General features: G+C 45.1%; 23 protein-coding genes and 1 tRNA gene. 12 read left to right on the top strand and 12 right to left on the bottom strand.

Annotation, left to right across the window (positions count from 1 at the left end):
- Positions 1–30 precede the first annotated feature (30 nt).
- From AC3FZD_RS17945 to puuE, 7 genes are all read left to right on the top strand, one after another.
- A complete protein-coding gene (locus AC3FZD_RS17945) occupies positions 31–1,221 on the top strand; it encodes an RNA-guided endonuclease InsQ/TnpB family protein (protein ID WP_488737334.1) in 1,191 nt (396 codons plus the stop codon).
- Positions 1,222–1,351: 130 nt separating this feature from the next.
- Positions 1,352–2,884 carry an ABC transporter substrate-binding protein gene (locus tag AC3FZD_RS17950; protein WP_488737335.1) on the top strand — a complete coding sequence of 511 codons (1,533 nt, stop codon included), beginning with the start codon at positions 1,352–1,354 and terminating at the stop codon, positions 2,882–2,884.
- Positions 2,885–2,918: 34 nt separating this feature from the next.
- Entirely contained in the window at positions 2,919–4,592 is a 1,674-nt protein-coding gene (locus tag AC3FZD_RS17955) for a SpoIIE family protein phosphatase (RefSeq protein WP_488737336.1), read from the top strand.
- A 26-nt stretch (positions 4,593–4,618) separates the two neighbouring features.
- A complete protein-coding gene (locus AC3FZD_RS17960; protein WP_488737337.1) occupies positions 4,619–5,509 on the top strand; it encodes a GGDEF domain-containing protein in 891 nt (296 codons plus the stop codon).
- Between the two features lie 295 nt (positions 5,510–5,804).
- Positions 5,805–6,380, top strand: a complete 576-nt coding sequence (locus AC3FZD_RS17965) for a slr1658 family protein (protein WP_488737338.1) — start codon at positions 5,805–5,807, stop codon at positions 6,378–6,380.
- 81 nt (positions 6,381–6,461) lie between these two features.
- Positions 6,462–6,824, top strand: coding sequence for a slr1659 superfamily regulator (locus tag AC3FZD_RS17970; RefSeq protein ID WP_488737339.1), 363 nt, complete (start codon positions 6,462–6,464; stop codon positions 6,822–6,824).
- Positions 6,825–6,843: 19 nt separating this feature from the next.
- A complete protein-coding gene (gene puuE, locus AC3FZD_RS17975; RefSeq protein WP_488737340.1) occupies positions 6,844–7,758 on the top strand; it encodes an allantoinase PuuE in 915 nt (304 codons plus the stop codon).
- Positions 7,759–7,776: 18 nt separating this feature from the next.
- On the opposite strand, the gene AC3FZD_RS17980 is transcribed toward puuE, so the two are convergent.
- Positions 7,777–8,142, bottom strand: a complete 366-nt coding sequence (locus tag AC3FZD_RS17980) for a DUF6464 family protein (RefSeq protein WP_488737341.1) — start codon at positions 8,140–8,142, stop codon at positions 7,777–7,779.
- Positions 8,143–8,479: 337 nt separating this feature from the next.
- Between AC3FZD_RS17980 and AC3FZD_RS17985 the strand changes: the two genes are divergently transcribed.
- Positions 8,480–8,950, top strand: a complete 471-nt coding sequence (locus tag AC3FZD_RS17985) for a M23 family metallopeptidase (RefSeq protein ID WP_488740379.1) — start codon at positions 8,480–8,482, stop codon at positions 8,948–8,950.
- A gap of 232 nt (positions 8,951–9,182) precedes the next feature.
- Here the strand turns inward: AC3FZD_RS17985 and AC3FZD_RS17990 are convergent, their stop codons facing one another.
- Both AC3FZD_RS17990 and AC3FZD_RS17995 read right to left on the bottom strand, forming a co-directional pair.
- Positions 9,183–10,163, bottom strand: coding sequence for an aldo/keto reductase (locus AC3FZD_RS17990; RefSeq protein WP_488737342.1), 981 nt, complete (start codon positions 10,161–10,163; stop codon positions 9,183–9,185).
- A gap of 27 nt (positions 10,164–10,190) precedes the next feature.
- The gene (locus AC3FZD_RS17995; protein WP_488737343.1) at positions 10,191–10,634 is read right to left on the bottom strand and encodes a VOC family protein; all 444 of its coding nucleotides are present in this window, start codon (positions 10,632–10,634) and stop codon (positions 10,191–10,193) included.
- A 39-nt stretch (positions 10,635–10,673) separates the two neighbouring features.
- Here AC3FZD_RS17995 and AC3FZD_RS18000 point away from each other — a divergent pair, with 39 nt between their 5' ends.
- A complete protein-coding gene (locus tag AC3FZD_RS18000) occupies positions 10,674–11,105 on the top strand; it encodes a molybdenum cofactor biosynthesis protein MoaE (RefSeq protein ID WP_488737344.1) in 432 nt (143 codons plus the stop codon).
- Between the two features lie 31 nt (positions 11,106–11,136).
- On the opposite strand, the gene AC3FZD_RS18005 is transcribed toward AC3FZD_RS18000, so the two are convergent.
- The 3 genes from AC3FZD_RS18005 to AC3FZD_RS18015 form a co-directional block, all read right to left on the bottom strand.
- Positions 11,137–11,565, bottom strand: coding sequence for a hypothetical protein (locus AC3FZD_RS18005; protein ID WP_488737345.1), 429 nt, complete (start codon positions 11,563–11,565; stop codon positions 11,137–11,139).
- A gap of 85 nt (positions 11,566–11,650) precedes the next feature.
- Complete coding sequence (locus tag AC3FZD_RS18010; RefSeq protein WP_488737346.1) at positions 11,651–12,040, bottom strand: nuclear transport factor 2 family protein; 390 nt, start codon at positions 12,038–12,040, stop codon at positions 11,651–11,653.
- Positions 12,041–12,089: 49 nt separating this feature from the next.
- Entirely contained in the window at positions 12,090–13,265 is a 1,176-nt protein-coding gene (locus AC3FZD_RS18015; RefSeq protein WP_488737347.1) for a hypothetical protein, read from the bottom strand.
- 244 nt (positions 13,266–13,509) lie between these two features.
- Between AC3FZD_RS18015 and AC3FZD_RS18020 the strand changes: the two genes are divergently transcribed.
- Positions 13,510–14,415, top strand: coding sequence for a S66 peptidase family protein (locus AC3FZD_RS18020; protein WP_488740380.1), 906 nt, complete (start codon positions 13,510–13,512; stop codon positions 14,413–14,415).
- A gap of 92 nt (positions 14,416–14,507) precedes the next feature.
- On the opposite strand, the gene rbp is transcribed toward AC3FZD_RS18020, so the two are convergent.
- The 5 genes from rbp to AC3FZD_RS18045 all read right to left on the bottom strand — a co-directional run bounded on the left by rbp (position 14,508) and on the right by AC3FZD_RS18045 (position 18,041).
- Positions 14,508–14,777: an RNA-binding regulator gene (gene rbp, locus AC3FZD_RS18025; RefSeq protein ID WP_488737348.1), complete on the bottom strand. Its 270-nt coding sequence runs from the start codon at positions 14,775–14,777 to the stop codon at positions 14,508–14,510.
- Between the two features lie 257 nt (positions 14,778–15,034).
- Positions 15,035–15,116, bottom strand: a tRNA-Leu gene (locus tag AC3FZD_RS18030).
- 169 nt (positions 15,117–15,285) lie between these two features.
- Positions 15,286–16,188 carry an NF038130 family PEP-CTERM protein gene (locus AC3FZD_RS18035; protein WP_488737349.1) on the bottom strand — a complete coding sequence of 301 codons (903 nt, stop codon included), beginning with the start codon at positions 16,186–16,188 and terminating at the stop codon, positions 15,286–15,288.
- Between the two features lie 330 nt (positions 16,189–16,518).
- On the bottom strand, positions 16,519–17,691 hold the full coding sequence (locus AC3FZD_RS18040; protein WP_488740381.1) for an LL-diaminopimelate aminotransferase: 1,173 nt from the start codon (positions 17,689–17,691) through the stop codon (positions 16,519–16,521).
- Between the two features lie 26 nt (positions 17,692–17,717).
- Entirely contained in the window at positions 17,718–18,041 is a 324-nt protein-coding gene (locus tag AC3FZD_RS18045; protein WP_488737350.1) for a thioredoxin family protein, read from the bottom strand.
- 173 nt (positions 18,042–18,214) lie between these two features.
- Between AC3FZD_RS18045 and AC3FZD_RS18050 the strand changes: the two genes are divergently transcribed.
- Positions 18,215–19,123: an alpha/beta fold hydrolase gene (locus tag AC3FZD_RS18050; protein ID WP_488737351.1), complete on the top strand. Its 909-nt coding sequence runs from the start codon at positions 18,215–18,217 to the stop codon at positions 19,121–19,123.
- A 13-nt stretch (positions 19,124–19,136) separates the two neighbouring features.
- On the top strand, positions 19,137–19,373 hold the full coding sequence (locus tag AC3FZD_RS18055) for an element excision factor XisH family protein (RefSeq protein ID WP_488737352.1): 237 nt from the start codon (positions 19,137–19,139) through the stop codon (positions 19,371–19,373).
- Positions 19,374–19,619: 246 nt separating this feature from the next.
- Here AC3FZD_RS18055 and AC3FZD_RS18060 read toward each other — a convergent pair whose 3' ends face one another.
- Positions 19,620–20,237: a Uma2 family endonuclease gene (locus tag AC3FZD_RS18060; RefSeq protein ID WP_488737353.1), complete on the bottom strand. Its 618-nt coding sequence runs from the start codon at positions 20,235–20,237 to the stop codon at positions 19,620–19,622.
- Positions 20,238–20,258 lie beyond the last annotated feature (21 nt).

Here is a 20,258-nt window from a genome sequence, read left to right on the forward strand (position 1 = left end):
CTACAATGTGAGAAGCCCTTTGACTCACCCATGGAAAGAGCATTTAAGTTTCGATTTTACCCAACTTCAGAGCAAGAGTCCCTATTGCGGCGGACTTTGGGTTGTGTAAGATTGGTTTACAATAAAGCTCTTCATGAAAGAACGGGGGCTTGGTATGAACGACAAGAAAGAGTAACTTACCCTCAAACCTCTTCAATGTTGACTGCTTGGAAAAAGCAAGAAGAGTTAGATTTCTTAAACGAGGTAAGTTGTGTCCCCTTACAACAAGGATTAAGACACCTACAAACCGCATTTACCAACTTTTTTGCCAAGCGTGCTAAGTATCCCAATTTCAAGAAAAAACACCAAGGAGGTAGTGCGGAATTTACTAAATCAGCATTCAAGTTCAAAGAAGGTAAAATCTATTTAGCCAAATGTAAAGAACCATTAGCCATTCGTTGGTCTCGTCAGATCCCATCCGGTTGTCTCCCAAGTTCTGTAACCGTAAAACTCCATCCGTCAGGACGTTGGCATATTTCCATTAGATTTGATGACCCCATCATTAAACCTTTACCTGCTAACGATAAAGCAGTAGGTATTGACTTAGGAATTAGCAGCCTGTTAACAACCAGTGATGGAAACAAGGTAGCTAACCCCAAACCCTTAAAGAAACATTACCGTAAGTTTCCGCAAGCGGACATGAAAAGGAGACTTCAAAAAAGCTTATCAAGAAAACAGAAAGGCTCTCACAATAGATACAAAGCCAGAGTAAAACTGGCTAGAGTTCACCAGAAAATAGTCGATACCCGCACTGACCATTTACATAAGCTAACCACTCAACTGGTGCGCGAAAACCAAACGATAGTGGTTGAGGACTTAGCTGTTAAGAATATGGTCAAAAATAGAAAGCTGGCACAAGGAATATCTGATGCAAGTTGGGGAGAGTTCGCCCGACAATTGGAATACAAATGCCGATGGTATGGCAGAAACTATATTGAGATAGATAGGTGGTTTCCTAGTTCTAAGCGTTGTAGCAATTGTGGGCATATCGTTGAAAAAATGCCGTTAAATATTCGGCAATGGGAATGTCCTAAGTGTGGCATACATTTAGATCGCGATATAAATGCCAGTTGTAATATCTTGGCCGCAGGACTTGCGGTGTCAGTCTGTGGAGCGAGTGTAAGACCAGAGCAGAGCAAATCTGTGAAGGCAACTGCGAAGAAACAGAAACCTAAATCGTGAGGCTTAGGAATCACCGTGGCTTCAGCCCGGTGAGGATGTCAAAAATTCACCCGTTTAGACCTCATAAATCAGTCAACACTTTTCGGTAAACTACTTCCAATCACTGGTTAAGATCCAACTCCTATAAACTATGCACATTTCCCTCGATCGCCTCAAAAAATCCATCCTCCCCCTCAGCCTTACATTAGCCCTATCTGCTTGTAATACTCCGCCTCCTCCCATCACCGAAACTCCCACTCCTAGCCCCTCCAGCACTCCAGTAGCCAACTTTGAAGGCATAACCCTTACCGTATTAACCGAAGTTGGCCCCACCATCTCCGAACCCCTCAAACGTCGAGCGCCCGACTTTGAAAAACTGACGGGAGTTAAGATTAACATCATTACCGTCCCCTTTGGCCAACTCTATCAAACTATTTTGGACGACTTAAGCCAAGGGAAAAAACAATACGATCTCATCGTATTTGCGCCCCAATGGATGGTCGATTTTGCCGCTCCCGGATACTTAGAAGCATTAGATGAGCGCATCGCCAACGACCCCCCCCTAGAATGGAACGACATCGCCCCCTTTTTCCGTGAGTTTAGCACTACCTATAACAGCAAAACCTACACCATACCCCTCGATGGCGATTTTCAAATGGTCTACTATCGCTCCGACCTCCTCGCACAAGCAGGACTCAACCCCCCGAAAACCTGGGATGACTATCTAGCAATCGCTCAAACCTTCCATGGAAAAGACCTCAACGGCAACGGTGAACCTGACTATGGCTCCTGCATTGCCAAAAAACCGAACTCCCATGCCTATTGGATGTTTGGCTCTATTCTCAGCCCCTTGGTTCAAAATCAAGGCACTCGTCAAGGTGTATTTTTCAATCCAGAAACGATGAAACCCTTGGTCAAAAATGAAGCCTTTGCCAAAGCCTTAGAAATTTATAAAAAAACCACTCAATACGCCCCCCCCAATGAAGCGGAACTGACCATTCATGATGTTCGTGATTTATTTGCTGCGGGGCGTTGTGCCCTCACCTTAGATTGGGGAGATACTGGCACAATTATGATTAACCCAGAAATTTCCCAAGTGATTGATAAAGTCGGTGCAGATATTACTCCCGGTTCGCGGGAAATTCTAGACCGAGAAACCGGACAATTAGTCCCCTGTGATAAGATTACTTGTCCCTATGCCATTAATGGCATTAATCATGCTCCCTATGCTGCTTTTGGGGGATGGTCAGGTGCAGTCAATGCGGCCAGCGAGGAAAGCCGCAAGAATGCAGCCTATGCTTTTTTATCCTATATGAGTCAACCGGCACAAGCGAATGTGGATGTGACCATTGGTGCAACGGGATTTAATCCCTATCGTTTTTCCCAATATTCTCGGCAGAAATTGTGGATTGATGCGGGAATGAGCGTCGAAGCAGCCCAGAAATATCTAGGAGCCATTGGATTAAGTTTAAGTAGTGCCAATGTGGTCTTGGATTTGCGGATTCCTTACAATAATCGCTATCAACAGGAAGTTTTAGATCGGGTACTAGCCGCTTATCTTAGGGATGAAATTACTACAGAAGAAGCGATGAAACAAATCGAACAAGGCTGGGAAAAAATTACCAATGAAGTGGGGCGAGATGCCCAAGGAAATGCCTATCGAGCCAGTATTGGGGTTAAATAACCTTGGGGGGTTTCATAGAGGAGGGATAATTTCGTTGGTTTTTATCAGTCGATGGTATAAGGGGATTCAAAACTGGAGTTTAAGTGCTAAGTTAACGGCTACTTATTCTCTGTTAATTACTCTGGTGGCCGGTTCACTGACACTCAGTTTGTATCTCCAATTTCAAAGGGCCCAACGGCAAGGGATTAAGGAGCGTTTGCGCGATATTATTGCCCTATCGGTTCCCCAGATTGATAGTGATTTTCATGCCCTGATTGTTACGCCTAGCGATCGCATCAGCTCCTATTATCAGATTACTCAACAGCGCCTGAAAGACATTCAAGCCATGAGTAACTCCATTAAGCATATCTATACCCTGCGGGAAACTAAAGAAGGACAAATCAGGGTGATTGTAGATTACGCGCCCCCTCCTGCCTCTATCCGTAGTGTAGGTACGCTCTTAACTCTTGTCACTCCCCTCTTAGCCAACGGGTTAGAGAACATTCAGGAACCGAAGGTAGAGAGCCAGTTTTTCACCAATGCCAAAGGAGAATTGGTCGTTTATGGCTATGCCCCCATTGTCAACTCCATTGGTCACCTCGATGGGATCTTAGCCATTGAACTCGATGCTACACCAGTCAGGGAGAGCGCAAAACGAGCGCGGGCGATCGCCTCCATCACCTTTTTGACCAGTCTTCCCCTCGCCCTACTCCTCGGATGGCTCCTAGCTCGCCATCTCACCGCCCCCATTGCTGACCTCTTAGAAGCCGTAGAACGCCTTGCCCAAGGCGAAAGGGACACCCTAGTTGAAGTTCGCAGTCAAGATGAAGTCGGCATCCTCGCCGAAACCTTCAACCACATGAGTCGCCAACTCAAAACCTCATTTAAAACCCTTGAAGCCACAGTTGCCCAACGCACCGCCCAACTCGCTCAAGCCAATCAAGCCATTACCGCCCTCAACCAGCGCCTACAAGAAGAAAATTTACGGATGGGAGCAGAATTAGAAGTAACGCGCAAACTTCAGCAAATGATATTACCTAAACCCGAAGAATTAAGCCAAGTTCTCGGCTTAGAAATCGCTGGATATATGGAACCCGCAGCCGAAGTCGGTGGTGATTATTACGATGTTCTCGAACAAGATGGGCACATAAAAATTGGGATTGGTGATGTTACCGGTCATGGCTTAGAAAGTGGCGTAGTCATGATTATGGTACAATCCGCCGTCCGCGCCCTCCTCGCCAATCATGAAACTAATCCCGTTAAATTTTTAGATGCCCTCAATCGCACCATTTATAATAACCTTGAGCGGATGAAAATAGATAAACATTTAACCTTCATGATCCTAGATTACTACGAAGGTATCCTTAAGCTCAGTGGTCAGCATGAAGAAATTATTGTTGTCCGTGCCGGAGGCATAATTGAACGCATAGATACCGTAGATCTAGGGTTTCCCATTGGTTTAGATAGCGAGATTTCCCCCTTTATTGCTGAAGAAAATATTCTTTTAACTTCAGGAGATATTGTTGTTCTTTATACAGATGGTGTCACGGAAGCCGAAAATTCAGATGGGGTACACTATGGAGTAAATCGTCTGTGTGAACTTCTCAGTCAAAGCTGGCGAAAGTCCGCCGAACAAATTCGGCAAGATGTGATTGAAGATATATTACGTCATATTGGTCAACAGAAAATCTACGACGATATTACCTTATTAGTCTTAAAAAAACGATAGCTCTTGATGACTCAATCCTAAAGCCTATGACTGCTGAAATTTGCTCTAAATCGGCTCTTTTTTATTCCGGAACATTTACAGCTATGGATATCCATTCTGAGTCTGTGTATCAATACCAGAAAGAAATTGAGAGGTTACAGGAAGAAATTACTCTGCTTAAGCAAGAAAAATATGATTTAGAAATTCTGCTAGAAAATACCGTTGACCATTCTGATACCATAGAAGCACTGCTCCATGAATCTAATCGGAAACTGCGGGTAGAAATTTTAGAGCGTAAGCAAATAGAAAAAGAACTCCAACGCTCGAAAACCGAACTTCAGCGTCTTCTAGAAATTGTCTCTAGGGATAAAGAAGATTTAGAAATTATTCTAGAGACTATTACTGAACATGGGGATTTTATTGAAGAGCAAACCCATCAACAAAGTCTTCATGATGCCTTGACTCACTTGTATAACCGTCAATATTTGCAAGAAGTTCTCGATCGAGAACTCGATCGCGCCGATCATTATCACTCTAGCTTAGGTTTAGTGATGATTGATATCGATTACTTTAAGGTATTTAATGACACTTTCGGCCATGATGCTGGTGATAAAGTCTTACAAATGGTTAGCCGATGTTTACAAGAACAAGTTAGAGAAAAAGGAGTAGCTTTTCGCTATGGAGGAGAAGAATTAACTTTAGTGTTACCCCATCATAATCTTGAGCAAACGGCTCGATTGGCGGAACATATTCGTCAAGCAGTTAAAAATATTGAGGTTCATCATCAAGAAAAACTCTTAGCCTCTGTAACCATTTCCCTAGGAGTAGCTTGTTATCCCGTCCACGGGCCAACCCCTACCGAATTGATGAAAGCAGCCGATCTGGCTTTGTATCAAGCCAAAAATCAAGGACGAGATCGCGTTATCCTTGCTCATTAGCTTCTCCGATCCTAAAATAAACATCCATAGTACAATGAACAAGTGTCATCTCATCTATCCCAATTTAAGGAGAAAGAGCGTAACCCTATAGTGTTTTCAATTGATTTGCATAACCGGACATGAATCTAAAGCAGCTAGATCTGGCCCTCATCCCCTGACCCCTACCCTGGCACGCACAGAAGAGGCATTTAGGGAAAGCCAGCTTATCTCAAGCTGTTCTTTCATGTGAAAATACTATACATATATAGAAGTTGATTCAGTAGAGCAATCCAAATGGTCAAAGGTGAACTCAAAAATGGCAGAATTTTTTGGTGATTATATCGATAACTTACCAGAGAGTCCAGAATACTTAATTATTGGATTTTCCCCCAGCTCTGTTCCCTTAAAGCAGCGTTGGCGAAATAATGGCTTGTCAGCAGACTTTCTGGCTGACTATCTAACCACCTTTTTCCCTGCTAAAGATGATGTTACCGAACAACAACAAGCAGAAGTAAAGAGTGCGGTCAGCTACATTGCTAATGAATTATTAGAAAATGCTATGAAATTTAATGACGAAACTTCAGAATTTCCAATTAGTATTCGTCTTCAGGTTCGGGAGGACAAAATTATATTTGTCACCTCTAATAGTATTCCCCCTAAAGATGTGATTAAATTCCAAAACTTCTTGCGAAAAATAGAGCAAGTTGATGCACAAACCCTGTACCTTGAACAACTGGAAAATAGTGTCAAAGAAGAGACTCACTCGAATTCAGGATTAGGACTATTAACCATGCTTAATGACTACCTAGCCAAGTTAGGATGGAAATTTGAAAACGTTTCCGACCATCCGGGTGTCGTTAAAGTCACTACTATGGTTCAACTGCCCATATAATGCCATAGAATCCTGAATCTGGTTTGAGGTTAACGGAAAGCAATCAAGGATAATTCATAGACAATCAAGGAGAATAAATGAATGACTACTGAACCCATTCACAGTATCAAAACAGAAGAATACAGAGTAGACTATGATGAGGGAACAAACACCATTAGCTTTCAAGGTTCTCTTCGTTTGAGCGGCATAGAAGAATATGCCCCAATTGTGGAAATTTTGGAAACTATTGCTAAACAAAATCCTCCGGCGATCACCTTAAATTTACTGGAATTAGAATTCCTCAATAGCTCAGGGATTAGTATGCTCTCTAAATTTGTGATTAAAATTCGCCAGAAAAAAGAGATTAATATGGTCGTCAAAGGATCAAAGAGTATCCCTTGGCAAGGTAAATCTCTGAAAAATTTACAACGGTTAATGCCTTCCTTAACCTTAGAAATCGAATAAAATATTTTAGACTTTGGTTATGCTCCCTCAATCCCATCGTGAATTTGTCGGTTATGGCCAAAATCCTCCCGATCCCAAATGGCCCAACCAAGCCAGACTTGCCGTTCAGTTTGTCATTAATTATGAAGAAGGTGGAGAAAACTGCATTCTTCATGGAGATTCCCATTCTGAATCATTTCTATCAGAAACCATTGGCGCAACTCCATTATATGGAGTTCGCAATATGAACATGGAATCGATCTATGAATATGGCAGCAGAGCAGGATTCTGGCGACTCCATCGCCTGTTTACCCAGCGCCACATCCCCGTGACCGTCTATGGGGTCGCCATGGCCTTAGAGCGCAACCGGGAAGCTGTTGCGGCAATGAAACAAGCAGAGTGGGAAATTGCCTCCCATGGTTATCGTTGGATTGACTATCAGCATATCAGCGAGGAAGTAGAACGGGAACATATCCAGAAAGCCATAGATATTCATACTCAAGTGACCGGATCTCGTCCTTTGGGATGGTATACCGGTCGAGTGAGTCCCCATACGCGCAAATTGGTGATAGAAGCTGGAGGATTTTTGTACGATGCTGATAGTTATGCCGATGATTTGCCCTACTGGATCATGGAGTATGGTGCGCCCCATCTGGTGATTCCTTATACTCTAGATACCAATGATATGCGGTTTGCCACCTACCAAGGGTTTAATAGTGGGGATCAATTTTTTACTTATTTGCGAGATGCCTTTGACTTGTTATACGCAGAAGGTGAAGAGCATCCTAAAATGCTCAGTATTGGTCTGCATTGCCGATTAGCAGGAAGACCTGGAAGAGCAGCAGCTTTAGCTCGGTTTTTAGATTATGTGCAACAACGAGAGCAGGTTTGGATTTGTCGTCGGGTAGATATTGCCCGTCATTGGCATAAATATCATGATCCGGAAGATCATTAGGGCTATATTGAAGGTTATTTAAGTATGAGGACTTCGTTTTTCATAGAATCGACAGCTAGAACAGGGGCCTTCTGGATAGACGGCACAACGAATCAATTCAGATAAGGCATTAAAGCGACAACTGCTATCACCAATAATCCACCGTCCATTGACTAAGCTTTGCTCACTGGGAGGGGAGGAAGATTGAACATAGAGGGCAATTTTCTGTAAACGGTATTGACCCGATTTGAGGGTATAGCGATGACGACGCTCTAGAACGGTATAGGTTTTGCCTCCAACATGGAGATAGTTTCCCGGTTGTGGAGTCCAATCCAGTTGAACTTTGCCGAGGTTCTGACGGGGATGGGTGACAATAATCTCTGTGGGTAATGAATCAGGTTCCATTGATAATCAGGTAGTCTGCGTACAACAATCCTTTAAGGTATCGCATTGAATGAATTATGGCAGTCTGGATTTTAGATTTTTTTATAAAATCTAGACTCTGTGAAGCCATAATATGGGGTATCCGGATCGGGACAACAGCGATGAGAATAGTCTAAACATGAGTTTTTAAGTAAACTATCTAGAGCGATCGCAGAGGGGAATCATGGTAGCACATAAACATGGATTAGGTTTCTGGAAAGCGTTTTTAGGTTTAGGCCTGACTTTGGGGCTGAATACAACCGGGTTGCCGGTTCAAAGTGTAGAGATCGATCGAGGCCAGGTGATACAATCAGTGCCCATGGCCACGATGGGCGGTTGGGAGAGTGCCTCATTTCCGGTGGAAAATTTCGTCGAGTATACCTCCCGGTTTGGGCCCCGCTCTGGAGGGTATCACTACGGTTTAGATTTGGCTGCTCCCTATGGGAGTTATATTCGCAATTGGTGGACTGGTAAGGTGGTGGAAGTGTGGGAAGATAATCGCTGCGGTACGGGAATTGTGATTGAGTCGGGATATTGGGAGCATATTTATTGCCATGTACAGGGACGGGTGGGAACCCATCAAGGCCGCCCCTATTTGATGGATCAGGGAGGGGGGATTGTTCTTTGGGAAGGTCAGATGGTGAGTGCTGGCGATCGCATTGCTAGAGTCGGTATGACCGGACGCACCAGCGGCCCCCATTTGCATTGGGGCTTGAAATATGCTGGTCAATGGGTTGACCCCAGTGTGATTCTATTGGCTATGTCCCAATCTCGCGTTGCTGGACGGTAATTGGGGGAATGGGGGAATGGGGGGGGGGATTGGGGGACGCGGAGACACGGGGAAATTGCCTTTTGCCTATTCCCTATTCCCTAGCGCGAAGCGCTGTAACTTTATTGATAAGGCTTTAAAAGGGACTGAATTAATTGGTCAGACGCAAAAAACGTGGTTTGCTGGAGACGAGCAATTGTATCGGGAAAGTCAATAATATTTTGTTGCGCTGCCTCGTTTATTCATTACTCCTTTAACCCGTCTGAAAAATATTCTTGACCATTCCCTTTTTCAAACCCGCAGCCCCTCGATCGAGTTCATCTATTTCCCCAGGATTTAAAGACCAACCTAACGCGCCGATATTTTCTTGGGCTTGTCTAATATTTTTAGCTCCAGGAATGGGAATAGTTCCTTTAGCCATACACCAATTTAAGGCAACTTGCGACGGTGTTTTTTGGCGAAACTTGCCTATTGCTTGCAAACCTTCTACAACCGGTTTCACTTGGGGTAATAATTCCCGAAATAACCCCTTACGCAGCCCTTGGGGTAATTGACCAGATTCCGTATATTTTCCCGTTAATAGCCCTAATGCTAAGGGACTATAGGCAATCATTTGGATACCCAAATCATCACAAACAGCTTTCAAATTGAGTTGGGTAATGGGAGCAGTAGATAAGAGAGAATATTGTACCTGTAGCGTCAGAATGGGAACACCTCTTTTCTGTAAGTGCTTGACTACTTTCTGTAATCGTTTCGGCCCATAATTGGATAAACCCACTGCTTTAACTTTTCCCTGTTCATATAAATCCCCTAATCCATCTAAAAGCGCCCATTCTTGCCAAGGAGCATAATTAGCAGTAGACCAATGCATTTGCACTAAATCAATGGGCCGTTGTAAGCGTTGAGCGGATGCTTCTGCTGCTTTAAACATGGCATTTCGGGTTAAGCGCCAAGGATAAGGGGCGAGTTTGGTGGCGATGCAAAGACTATCTCTATTGGTCGCTATGCAACCTTGGGCAAATTGTCCGAGGAGTTTTTCACTTTGTCCATTGAGTTTGCCAGTTCCGTAGGAATCTCCAGTATCGAATAGGGTAATACCGTTGCCCACGCAAAGATTAAAGACATTTTGTAATTCTCGATCCATACTGGGGTCATATTGCCAGAGTAACCGATTACCCCATGCCCAGGTTCCGCATCCCATTTTGGGTAAAGATAAGGTGGAAGTTCTTGCCATTTTGAAAAGTAAATTTGGATTGGGTAATTAATCAGGATCGCAGCGAATTTCGACGAGGAAACCATCTGGATCGTAGAAGTAAATGCCCCGTCCTGTGGGGCGAGTGACGGGGCCGTGATCGATGGGAACTTGATGATGGTCGAGGACGGAAAGGGCGCGATCGAAATGTTCGGGGGCGATGTCAAAGGCGAGATGGTTGGCGCGGGTAAATTGGGTTTTGGGATTAGGATCTGGCGGGGATAATTCGGGTTCCCAGAAGAGATCTATAATGATGCCATCGGGGGTGCGAAAGTTGGCAACTTTTCCAGCAGCAACGAGGTTAATTAGGGTTTCAGGCACGCGATTGCCGGTAAGTTCTTCTAAGCCTAGAATTTGGCCATAGAAGTGTCGGGAAGCGTCCATATTTTTGACGTTGAGGGCGATATGATGGACGGTTTTGAGATGACCTTGGAGGAGGGCAGGGGCGTTCATGTTTAGTATAGTTAAAGGGTCGATGATTGCTATGGTGTGATGTTAGAGCAGTTTAAAATTACTTACGATCGCCTCTCTTTAGAGGAAGTGTATCATTTGGCTGAAGATCCTGGCAATGGGGCGATCGCCTTGATGAGTGGTATGGTTCGCAATCAAACCGAAGGTAAACCGGTAATTGCCCTAGATTATCAAGCCTATGAACCCATGGCTCTAGAAATCTTTAAGCAGATTGCTAACCGGATTGCACAACTCTATCCTACCGTTAATCGAGTGGTGATTCACCATCGGTTAGGCTATTTGGAAATTGGTGAAGTGAGTGTGATTATTGCCGTTGGCAGTCCCCACCGGGCAGAAGCCTTTGCTGCTTGTCAGTATGCCATTGATGCGCTCAAGGAGGATGCACCCATCTGGAAACATGAATGTTGGGCAGATGGGACACAAAGTTGGGTAAAACCTTCAATGAGGATTTAAGAAACTGGGGGTCTGATTCTAGGCAGACCGTTTATTTATCTTTTTTTACCTCTTGACCCGATTTTTGGAATTTACACGAAATACTAGGAGGAATTCCGAGTTTAATATCAATAACTAAATCTTGGAGAATGGCAATATATACGCCTTCAAGTTTTTCATGAAATCCCTTAGCCATCAAAACTGCTTTTAGGGCAGCAACTAAGAGTTTATTGTTCTCATTTTCGGTAATGATGCGCTCAACAGTAGCATTATCGATATTATCGACTGAGCCAATGAGAGTGGCCTTGATTTCCGGTAAAATTCCGGCTTCAATATTAAAGCTCTCAAGGCTTAAACCCAGGTCTTCAGCTAGAGGTAGGAATTTGTTAAATTCATCAATAACTTTTTCGATTTTTTCCTGGGCTGCACCAGCAACTTCGGCCGCTTTTTGTTGAGCTTGATTTTTGATGTTGCCAAGCATAAATGATTTGACTTCAGAATGAGGGAACATTCTGTTTATTATCACAAGAATCAAGCCTAGTCAAGAAAGAAATTCTTAAATTCTATTAACCCCCTTTCAGTTGGGCAATGAGTTGGGTTTCATCCCAATAGGAGGATAAGGCTATTATTTTACCCGCTTCATTAAATTCAAATACGCTAATCCCTTCGGTTTGGGCGGTTTTTCCCGTTTTAGCGACCACCTTCATCTGCCATTTGACGGCTGCACCTGTACCCGAAATAAAAGGAGTTTCGGGAGTAATGTCTAGGCGGTCATAAAATTGAGCGAGGAATTGGAAAAAGGCGGTCGCTTTTTCATGGGCAATCGCTGGGGGTTTGCCGACAGGATCGGCAATTTTGGCATCGGGGGTAAAGAGTTCAACCCACCCTTCAGGGTTCATGGCACTCATTTGGGTGAAGTAACCCTTGAGGGTGGTTTTCATGAGTTCAGGGGACATAGAAATAGAGACAGAGATCGACAGCTATAGTTTACCCGTTTTTCCCGATTCAGAGATAATTGAGCATAAATCGGCGCAAAATTTCCGTGATTTCTGTGGTCATGCGAGCATCAATTTCTCTGGCTTCTTGGTTTTCTCGCTCCCTTTGATCGGGGTTATTTAAAGCTTTTGCCCCTCGTAGAGTTAAGGTTAAGGATTTGAGTTGATTTTGATCTTCAAATTGGATAAAACTGGTGTAGGTCATTTCCGTCCGTCTGCGGGATGAACTGTAACCAAAGCCCATTTTAGAGAGGATAATAGGGTTTCGGATCTCTACAGCTAAGGTGGCGATCGCCAGATCGACAAACCGAGCCGTATCTTTACCTAAACAAGAAGTCAATAACTGGAGTTTTTCCGAATCTAATCCAGGAATTTGGCTCCCTTCAGGGAGATGATAATGCCAACCTACCATAGACAAGATCCGAGTCAGAGCATAGGCAGGAATGAGGTTTTCTCCCGCAGGGTTGGGTTCTTCAACGGCTGAAAGTCTGACTTGATAAGAGTCAATGATTTCTGGGGTGGGGATAAAGGGGGGTTCTCCATAGCGTCCTTGGAAGTTTAAATCGGTCTGTCCAGTGAGGTCTTTCACCCACTGTTCTAATGCTGCATAGGTTTGGAAGCGTTTTAAGGTAGCGGCGATCGCATTGGAACTGGCATATTGAGCTTGATAGGTGACCAGATCCTCTAAAATTCCCTGGAAAGGATAGTATTGGTGGCGATCATGCTCCGCATCGCTGACGCGATCGCCAATTTTCAATCCCTCTAAAGTTCTCCTCAGTTGGGTTAGGGTATTAATCGCGGGAAAAATTTTGGTGGCGCTCCAAAACTGCACCTTTTCTAGAGCATTTCTACCTAACCATCTCGTTTTAAATGATCCCTCATGCCATCCCCCGACCGCAATACAAGCATTTTTAATATCGGGATGAAGGAAATCTAGAGCTTGTTCGTCAATGAGGTTCGGTCGCTCACCCACTGGGGGATACTCCTGATCATGGGTAGAGCCTAACTGAGGTACTTGTTTGAGGCGATCGCCATACTCCAGAATCTGATTCCCATAGGGTGAGCGATCAATTCCCCAGTCCAAAAAGGCCAGACGCTCAGAATTAAACCCTGCCTCTTGCTCCCAGAATTGGGTATACCACTGTTCTCGGCGATCGCTCAAAGGTACAGCATCAGAGCTAGTCATATAACTCGGTGTAGATAAACATTAGACATCATACCTCAAGGGGTCAACTTATATGATGAGGGGTTTGATCTCCTTCCGGATAGCATCGAAATCAGAGAGGATACAGCAATGGTAGATGCACCCTGATGAACTCCTCCAGTTGGGGACAACTGGGGGATTACTTTCTTTAAGCTTTCCCTTCATACTGCCCAAAAACCAAGGTATCCTAGACAGGGTAGATCTCAATTCCCCTATCTTTGAAATTATGGCCCTGGCTTTAGCGCTTCCTCCTCCCCTGCAAGTCGGAGATCGATTAACCGTTATTGCGCCTAGTGGCCCTTTGCAAGAAAAGCAGCGTTTTCAAGCCGGTCTCGAACTCTGGCAACAACAGGGATATCAGCTCAAGATAGATGAAAGAATTTATGACCAATGGGGATATCTAGCGGGAAAAGATGGCGATCGCCGCGCTCAGTTACTCGATGCACTCCACGATCCCGACTGTCGGGGCATTTTATGCGTTCGGGGCGGTTACGGAACCAGCCGACTCTTAGAACCCTGGATTAAGGATTTACCTTGGCAACAACACCCCAAATGGCTCATCGGCTTTTCTGATATTACTGGACTATTTTGGAGCCAATTTTACCAAGGAGTGGGCGGAGGTATTCATGCTCCCTTACTAACCACTCTGGCTCAAGAACCCCTCTGGTCGCGGGAGCGCTTATGGAGTGCTGTACGAGGAGAACCCTTAGCCCCTCTACAAGGTCAAGGATGGGGAGGCGGACGCAAGCAAGGAATTTTACTGCCAGGGAATTTAACGGTCGCCACCCATCTGCTGGGCACACCCTTACAACCCCCTGTAAAGGGAGTCATTTTAGCCTGGGAAGATGTGGCGGAAATGCCCTATCGAGTCGATCGGATGCTCACCCAGTGGCGGATGAGCGGTCTGTTAAGCCAAGTGCAAGGCATAGCATTAGGTCGGTTTAGCCAATGTGAACCCCCGGAAGGACGACCGAGTTTAACCCTAAAAGAAGTTTTAGGCGATCGCCTTTCAGATTTAGGGATTCCCATCATTTCCGAGCTACCCTTTGGCCATGATGGCGAAAATGGAGCCTTACCCGTTGGCGCTGCGGTGTGCTTAGATGCAGAAACAGGAAGACTGGAATTTATTTAAATCCCAGCACTCCAACTAGACAGACTTTAATCAGGCATTGAAAATCTAAACTTCACTCGCCTGTTTTGCCAATTCAGATCCTAATCTAAATCTTAAAATCTTCTCTTGTTACCTCTATCCTCACGGGGTCGAGCTTTATTCACCGTCAGTGTACGCCCCATCCACTCAGCACCATGAAGTGCAGAAATTGCACTGTCTTCTTCTGCCGCAGTAGACATCTCTACAAAACCAAACCCTCTCGCCCTACCGGTTTCTCGGTCTGTAGGTAGAGTAATCTGTTTAACGGTTCCATAATCCTTGAAGACTTCTTGTATATCTTCTTGCGTAACCTGGAAAGAAAGGTTACCTACATAAATTGACATCGAGACTTTCCTACAATCAAGGCAAACATCAAAGAATTAGGATTTGGGGAAAATGTTCTTAATATTCAAACGATTTCACCAATTTCTATTCCTGTCATCCATTCTAGCAGCATGAGATTAATTTTGGGAAGTCCCAAACTAATTCAAGTAGGGGAACTCGTAGAAAGAGGAAATCTCTTTAATGTTGAGGGGAATCTCCCTCCTTGAGGGAAGCCCAGGTAGAAGAGGATTTCAAATAGATTAGGATAGATTAGTAATGCGGATGAAAGGACTTGAACCTTCACTCATTGCTGAACTAGAACCTAAATCTAGCGCGTCTACCAATTCCGCCACATCCGCATAGGCATCACAATCTCTTATCATAGCAGAGAGCTATTCAAATGTCTAGCTTGATTTTGAAACAGAACAGAAAAAGGGAGCCATATGGCTCCCTTTCTTGTTCTATAGTTCAATTCGGAGGAAATCTGACTCTTTTACCCAACGCATACCAGCTTCACCAGCACTTGACCTAAGCATTTTTGCGGCGCTTGGCAGCAACAACCAGACCACCGATGGCAGCTAAACCAAGAAGAGTGGAGGGTTCGGGAACATCAGCTACTTCGCGAGTACCGACGGTAAATTCAAAGTTGCGGGTGTGGGAGAAACCATCTCCTTTGTCAACCACTCCAGAGAGGTAAGAGTTTTCGCCGAAGCTGTAGGCAAAATTCCAGTTAACTCCACCATCAAGGCTGTACTTGACGACTTCACTGGCAACCATGGAATTAAAAGCATTGTATTGAGCCAAAGCTGCGTTATAAGCCAAAGTACCTGTGAAACCGCTAGGATAACTTGACCGCACGGGTGCTGTCATTTTCAGACCACTTGCTAGGGTGTTGTGACCGGCTAATCCGAAGGTAAATTCTCCGCTATCTCCTGTAACATAGGCGATGTTGGGGTCACTGAGGCGTTGGAAGATGTTTTTGGAGGCAAAGGTGGTGTTTATAGCACCTAATACAGCGCTGCCGGAGGTGAGGTTAAATTGGTTAAAGATGTTGGCGTAGGTCGTGTAGGCTTTGTTTGTCCATGCAGCTGCCAAGCCACCATCCCAGTCTCCTTTACCCACGGAACCAAACATGATGCTACGACCATCATTAAAGTTAGCGGTTAAGGTTGAGGGGGTAGCGTTTGCCCAACCGGAGTCGATATTGTCATCTAGCTCAACGTTACCTTGAGATAAAAGCGCAGCAAGGGCGGTAGTGTTGCTGTTGCTGCCTGCGAGTTGGAGCTGGGTTGCATTAATTTGTTCAAATACGCGAACATCGCCAGTTGTGCTAACTCCAGTGAGTGTACCAGCGAATGCGGGAGCGCCGAGGATGCTGACACCAGCGACGACGGAAGCACCCATAGCAATTTTTTTCATAGTGTTAAACATAATCTCAATCTCCTAGAACTTTTGAGCGTGTTGGCTGTCTGAGTAATGGTTCAGGTTGTCGGGAAGTTGTCCTTCTCTCAACTGAATACCATCTTAAGCTGCTATTTGGGGAAGGGATGTGACCGAGTTCACGAGAGCAAGGTGATTGTTATTCTTTGCCGAAACTCTTCTTTTCCTACAGCTTTTGCTGGCTGAGTTGAGGAAAGTTGTTTCCTGTCAACTTGTTCCTATCATAGCCTGAAACCCTTGCCCTGTGGTGAAGTTACCATGAAGATTGCAACAAGTTTTCTTAAAGTTTGAAAGGAAATTTAGAGGGTATTCTCCGTATTTCTACGATCGCAGAAACTCACCGATCCGAGTGGCTGCCTGTTGGAGAATGTGGGGGTCATGAACGAGGGCAAAACGGACGAAACCCTCACCATTGGGGCCAAAACCGGCTCCTGGGGAGGCAGCAACCCCCGTAGTTTCCACGAGTTTAGTACAGAATTCAACTGAGTGTTTTTCCCATTTTTTCGGTAGTTTTGCCCAGAGGAACATGGTGGCGGCGGAGGGAGCAATGGCCCAGCCGATGTCGTCCATGGCATAGATAAAGGTATCTCGACGCTGTTGAAAGCGGTTAATCGTGGTCTGGATATGGGTTTGGGAGCCTTGGAGGGCGGCGATCGCCCCATTAAAGATGCCTTGATATTGATTAAAGTCTACCACTGCCTTGACTTGCCGCAGTCCGGCGATCAGTTCAGGATTTCCAATGGCATAACCGACGCGAAACCCGCCCATACTGTAGGTTTTGGACAGAGAAAAGAATTCGATGGAGATGGCTTTATCGGGGTCAGCTTGCAGCACGGAAGGGGACGGGGGTTTACCATCAAAGACGAATTCGGCATAGGGGGCATCATGAATCAGGGCGATGTTGTGGCGCAAGCAGAGATCGACGGCTTCTTTGAAGAAGGAGAGGGGAGCAGTGGCGGAGGTAGGATTATGGGGATAGTTGAGAACCATCATCCGCGCTTGGTCTAAGACGGAGGGGGGAATATCCCTAAAGTCGGGTAAAAATCCGTTTTCTTGGCGCAAGGGCAGGGTGTAGAGTTCGCCTCCAGCAAAGCAAACCCCGCCATAGTGGGAGGGATAGCCGGGATCGAGCAAAATGGCGATATCGCCAGGATTGAGGAGTGCTAGGGGGAGATGAGCGGTTCCTTCTTGGGAGCCAATAAGGGTGAGGACTTCAGTTTCTGGATCGACGGGAATATTGTATTTATCGGTGTACCATTTAGCGCAGGCTTGGCGGAAGGGGAGGGTACTGTTAAAGAGCTGATAGCCATGGGTGCGGGTATCGGGGAGGGTTTGGGCGATCACCTCTATAATGTGGGGAGCAGTGGGTTGATCGGACGATCCCAAGGATAAATCGATTACTTCTAAACCAGCAGCTCTGGCTTTGCCTTTGCCGCGATCCATGTCAGCAAAGACATTATGTTCAAAGGATTTGAGGCGATCGGCAAAACGAATCATGGGACAGGAAATGGGGAGATGGGTTATAGGTGGGGTTCGATCAGTTCGACTAATTTGGGTTTGGTGAGTGCCCCTTCTCCAGAAGCGGTTAGTTCTCCGGATTTAAACAGGCGCAATCCGGGAACTCCTTCTACAGCGTATTTTTTCACGGATTCTGGATTGGGGTCTACTTCCATTTTTACTACTTTTAGGCGATCGCCATATTCCCTCGCAATTTGATCGATCGAAGGACTCACTAAGCGACAGGGGCCACACCAAGCTGCCCAAAAGTATACCAGGACAGGTTTAGAGGCTTTGAGGACTTCAGATTCAAATTGAGAGTCAGTAATCGTAATCGGGGTACTCATAAGGAATCAGATAAACAATTCAGAACCAGTTCTGGAAGAGCCATTTTAGGTTAGCTTAAGTTATTATACCCCGATTCGGGACTTTCCCTTTAATCAACTAATTTGATGTAGGGGCGGGTTTCAAACCCGCCCCTACATCAAACCCTATTGCCTATTACCTAGAACGAAGCGCTATGATGTCCATGAATCCTATTTTTGCTTCTGAGCTGAACACCTTTACAGAAGAGACTTCTATCGGCATGATCCAAGCGATCCAAGAGCAGGCGATCGCCACTCCCTTAAGTCCTGAACCGATTATCACTTCCTATGTTCATCAGGGCAATGGAGGGACTCCGATTATCTTATTGCCGGGGTTTGATAGTTCCCTATTAGAGTTTCGGCGCTTACTTCCTCTATTAGCCCAATATCAAGAGACTTGGGCGATCGATTTATTTGGGTTTGGCTTCACCGAACGACGGCCTGATTTACCCGTTAGTCCAGAAGCGATCAAAACTCATTTACACTCGGTTTGGCAAACCCTGATTCAAAAACCGGTAATTTTAGTGGGGGTTTCCATGGGAGGGGGAACGGCGATCGACTTTAGCCTGAGCTATCCCGAAGCCGTAGAACAGTTAGTCTTAATTGATAGTGCCGGATTTGCCAACGGTCAAGCCATCACCGCAAAATGGTTAAAACCTCTCGTCTATGGTGCAGCTAATTTTTTACGTCAATCTTGGGTGAGGCAATCTGTCGCTGTGCAAGCTTATTATGACCGCAAATGGGCTTCTGTGGATGCCCGACTCTGTGGGGCACTGCATTTAAAGATGCCCTATTGGACAGAAGCCATGGTTAGTTTTACCCTCAGTGGCGGCTACAATAATATGGCGGACAAGGTAGAGAAAGTGACTCATTCCACTCTGATTTTATGGGGAGAAGGCGATCGCATTCTCGGTACTGCTGATGCGGCCAAATTCCAGCAGGCCATCCCCCATTCTAAACTGATTTGGATCGAGCAGTCTGGCCATACTCCCCATTTAGAGCAACCGCAAAAAACCGCCGAATTGATATTAGAACACTGTAGCCAACCCTCCTTACGCTATTGAAGTTAAAAGCTTTGTGGGATTATCCGATATTCAAGATCTGAAAAATGCTCTAGGTCAATTTATCCTTTACCAAGACTTACTGGCTAGAATTGAACCAGAAAGAAAACTTTTCTTAGCCATCCGAGATGTTGTATTTAGCGATCTATTTGAAGACTCAATGTCAATCGGTCAAGTTCTCTTAGAAAATCGTCGATTTCAGTTACTTGTTTTCAACTCAGAGCAGGAGGTAATCATATCATGGATGAGCTAGAGCAATATCGGACGGTCATCAAGACCTTACTATCAGAATTCACCACCCGTCAATATGCTAATCCTGATATCTTAGAACTATAGCTTAACAATGAGTCAAGATCGAGTCCAGTTATCGATGGGGTAGGGGCGGGTTTTGAAAATCGATCGTTTGTCTCCTAAAGATTGGTGAACCCGCCCCTACAATAGACCAATCATGATTGTATCAATCTTAATTGAATCAACAACCCAGACCCATTTTTTATTTTTAATTGATCGCACCCCAAACCCGACGCAAATTCAACACAAAATTGGGTAAAATATCCTCACCGGATAATTCAGTCGGATTAGATAAAACTTCGACTTCTAAACCCACCCGATAAACGGCCACCGTTCGATTTTTAGGATCGATCAACCAACCTAGTCTTGCCCCATTATCCATATACTCCTGCATCTTCTCTTGCAGAGACTTCAGCGTATCCGAACTTGAGCGCAATTCCACCACAAAATCCGGGCAAATATTGGCAAACGTTCCCTTTTGTTCATCAGTCAGTGCATCCCAACGCTCTTGACTCACCCAAGAAGCATCCGGGGCGCGGTTTGCACCATTGGGTAAGATAAAAGCAGTCGAAGAATCAAAAGCCTGTCCCAAGTTTTCATGTTCTTCGTCCCAACGATCCAATTGTCCGGTAATCCTACTATTTCGTTTTCCACTTTCCCAACCTGTCGGTGGATTCACAATTAACTCTCCTTGGGCGGTTCTTTCTAGTTGTAAGTCTCGATTACTCGCAGCTAGAGCTTCAAACTGTTCTTGAGTGACAGAAAGTTTTAGGCTTCTGGGTAACTCCAGTAACAGGGTTTCCGGTTTGGGGGGTGTCTGTACCATGTTAACCTCTAGGATCGAAGA

The sequence above is a fragment of the Roseofilum sp. KMC-1 genome, from assembly GCF_057802075.1.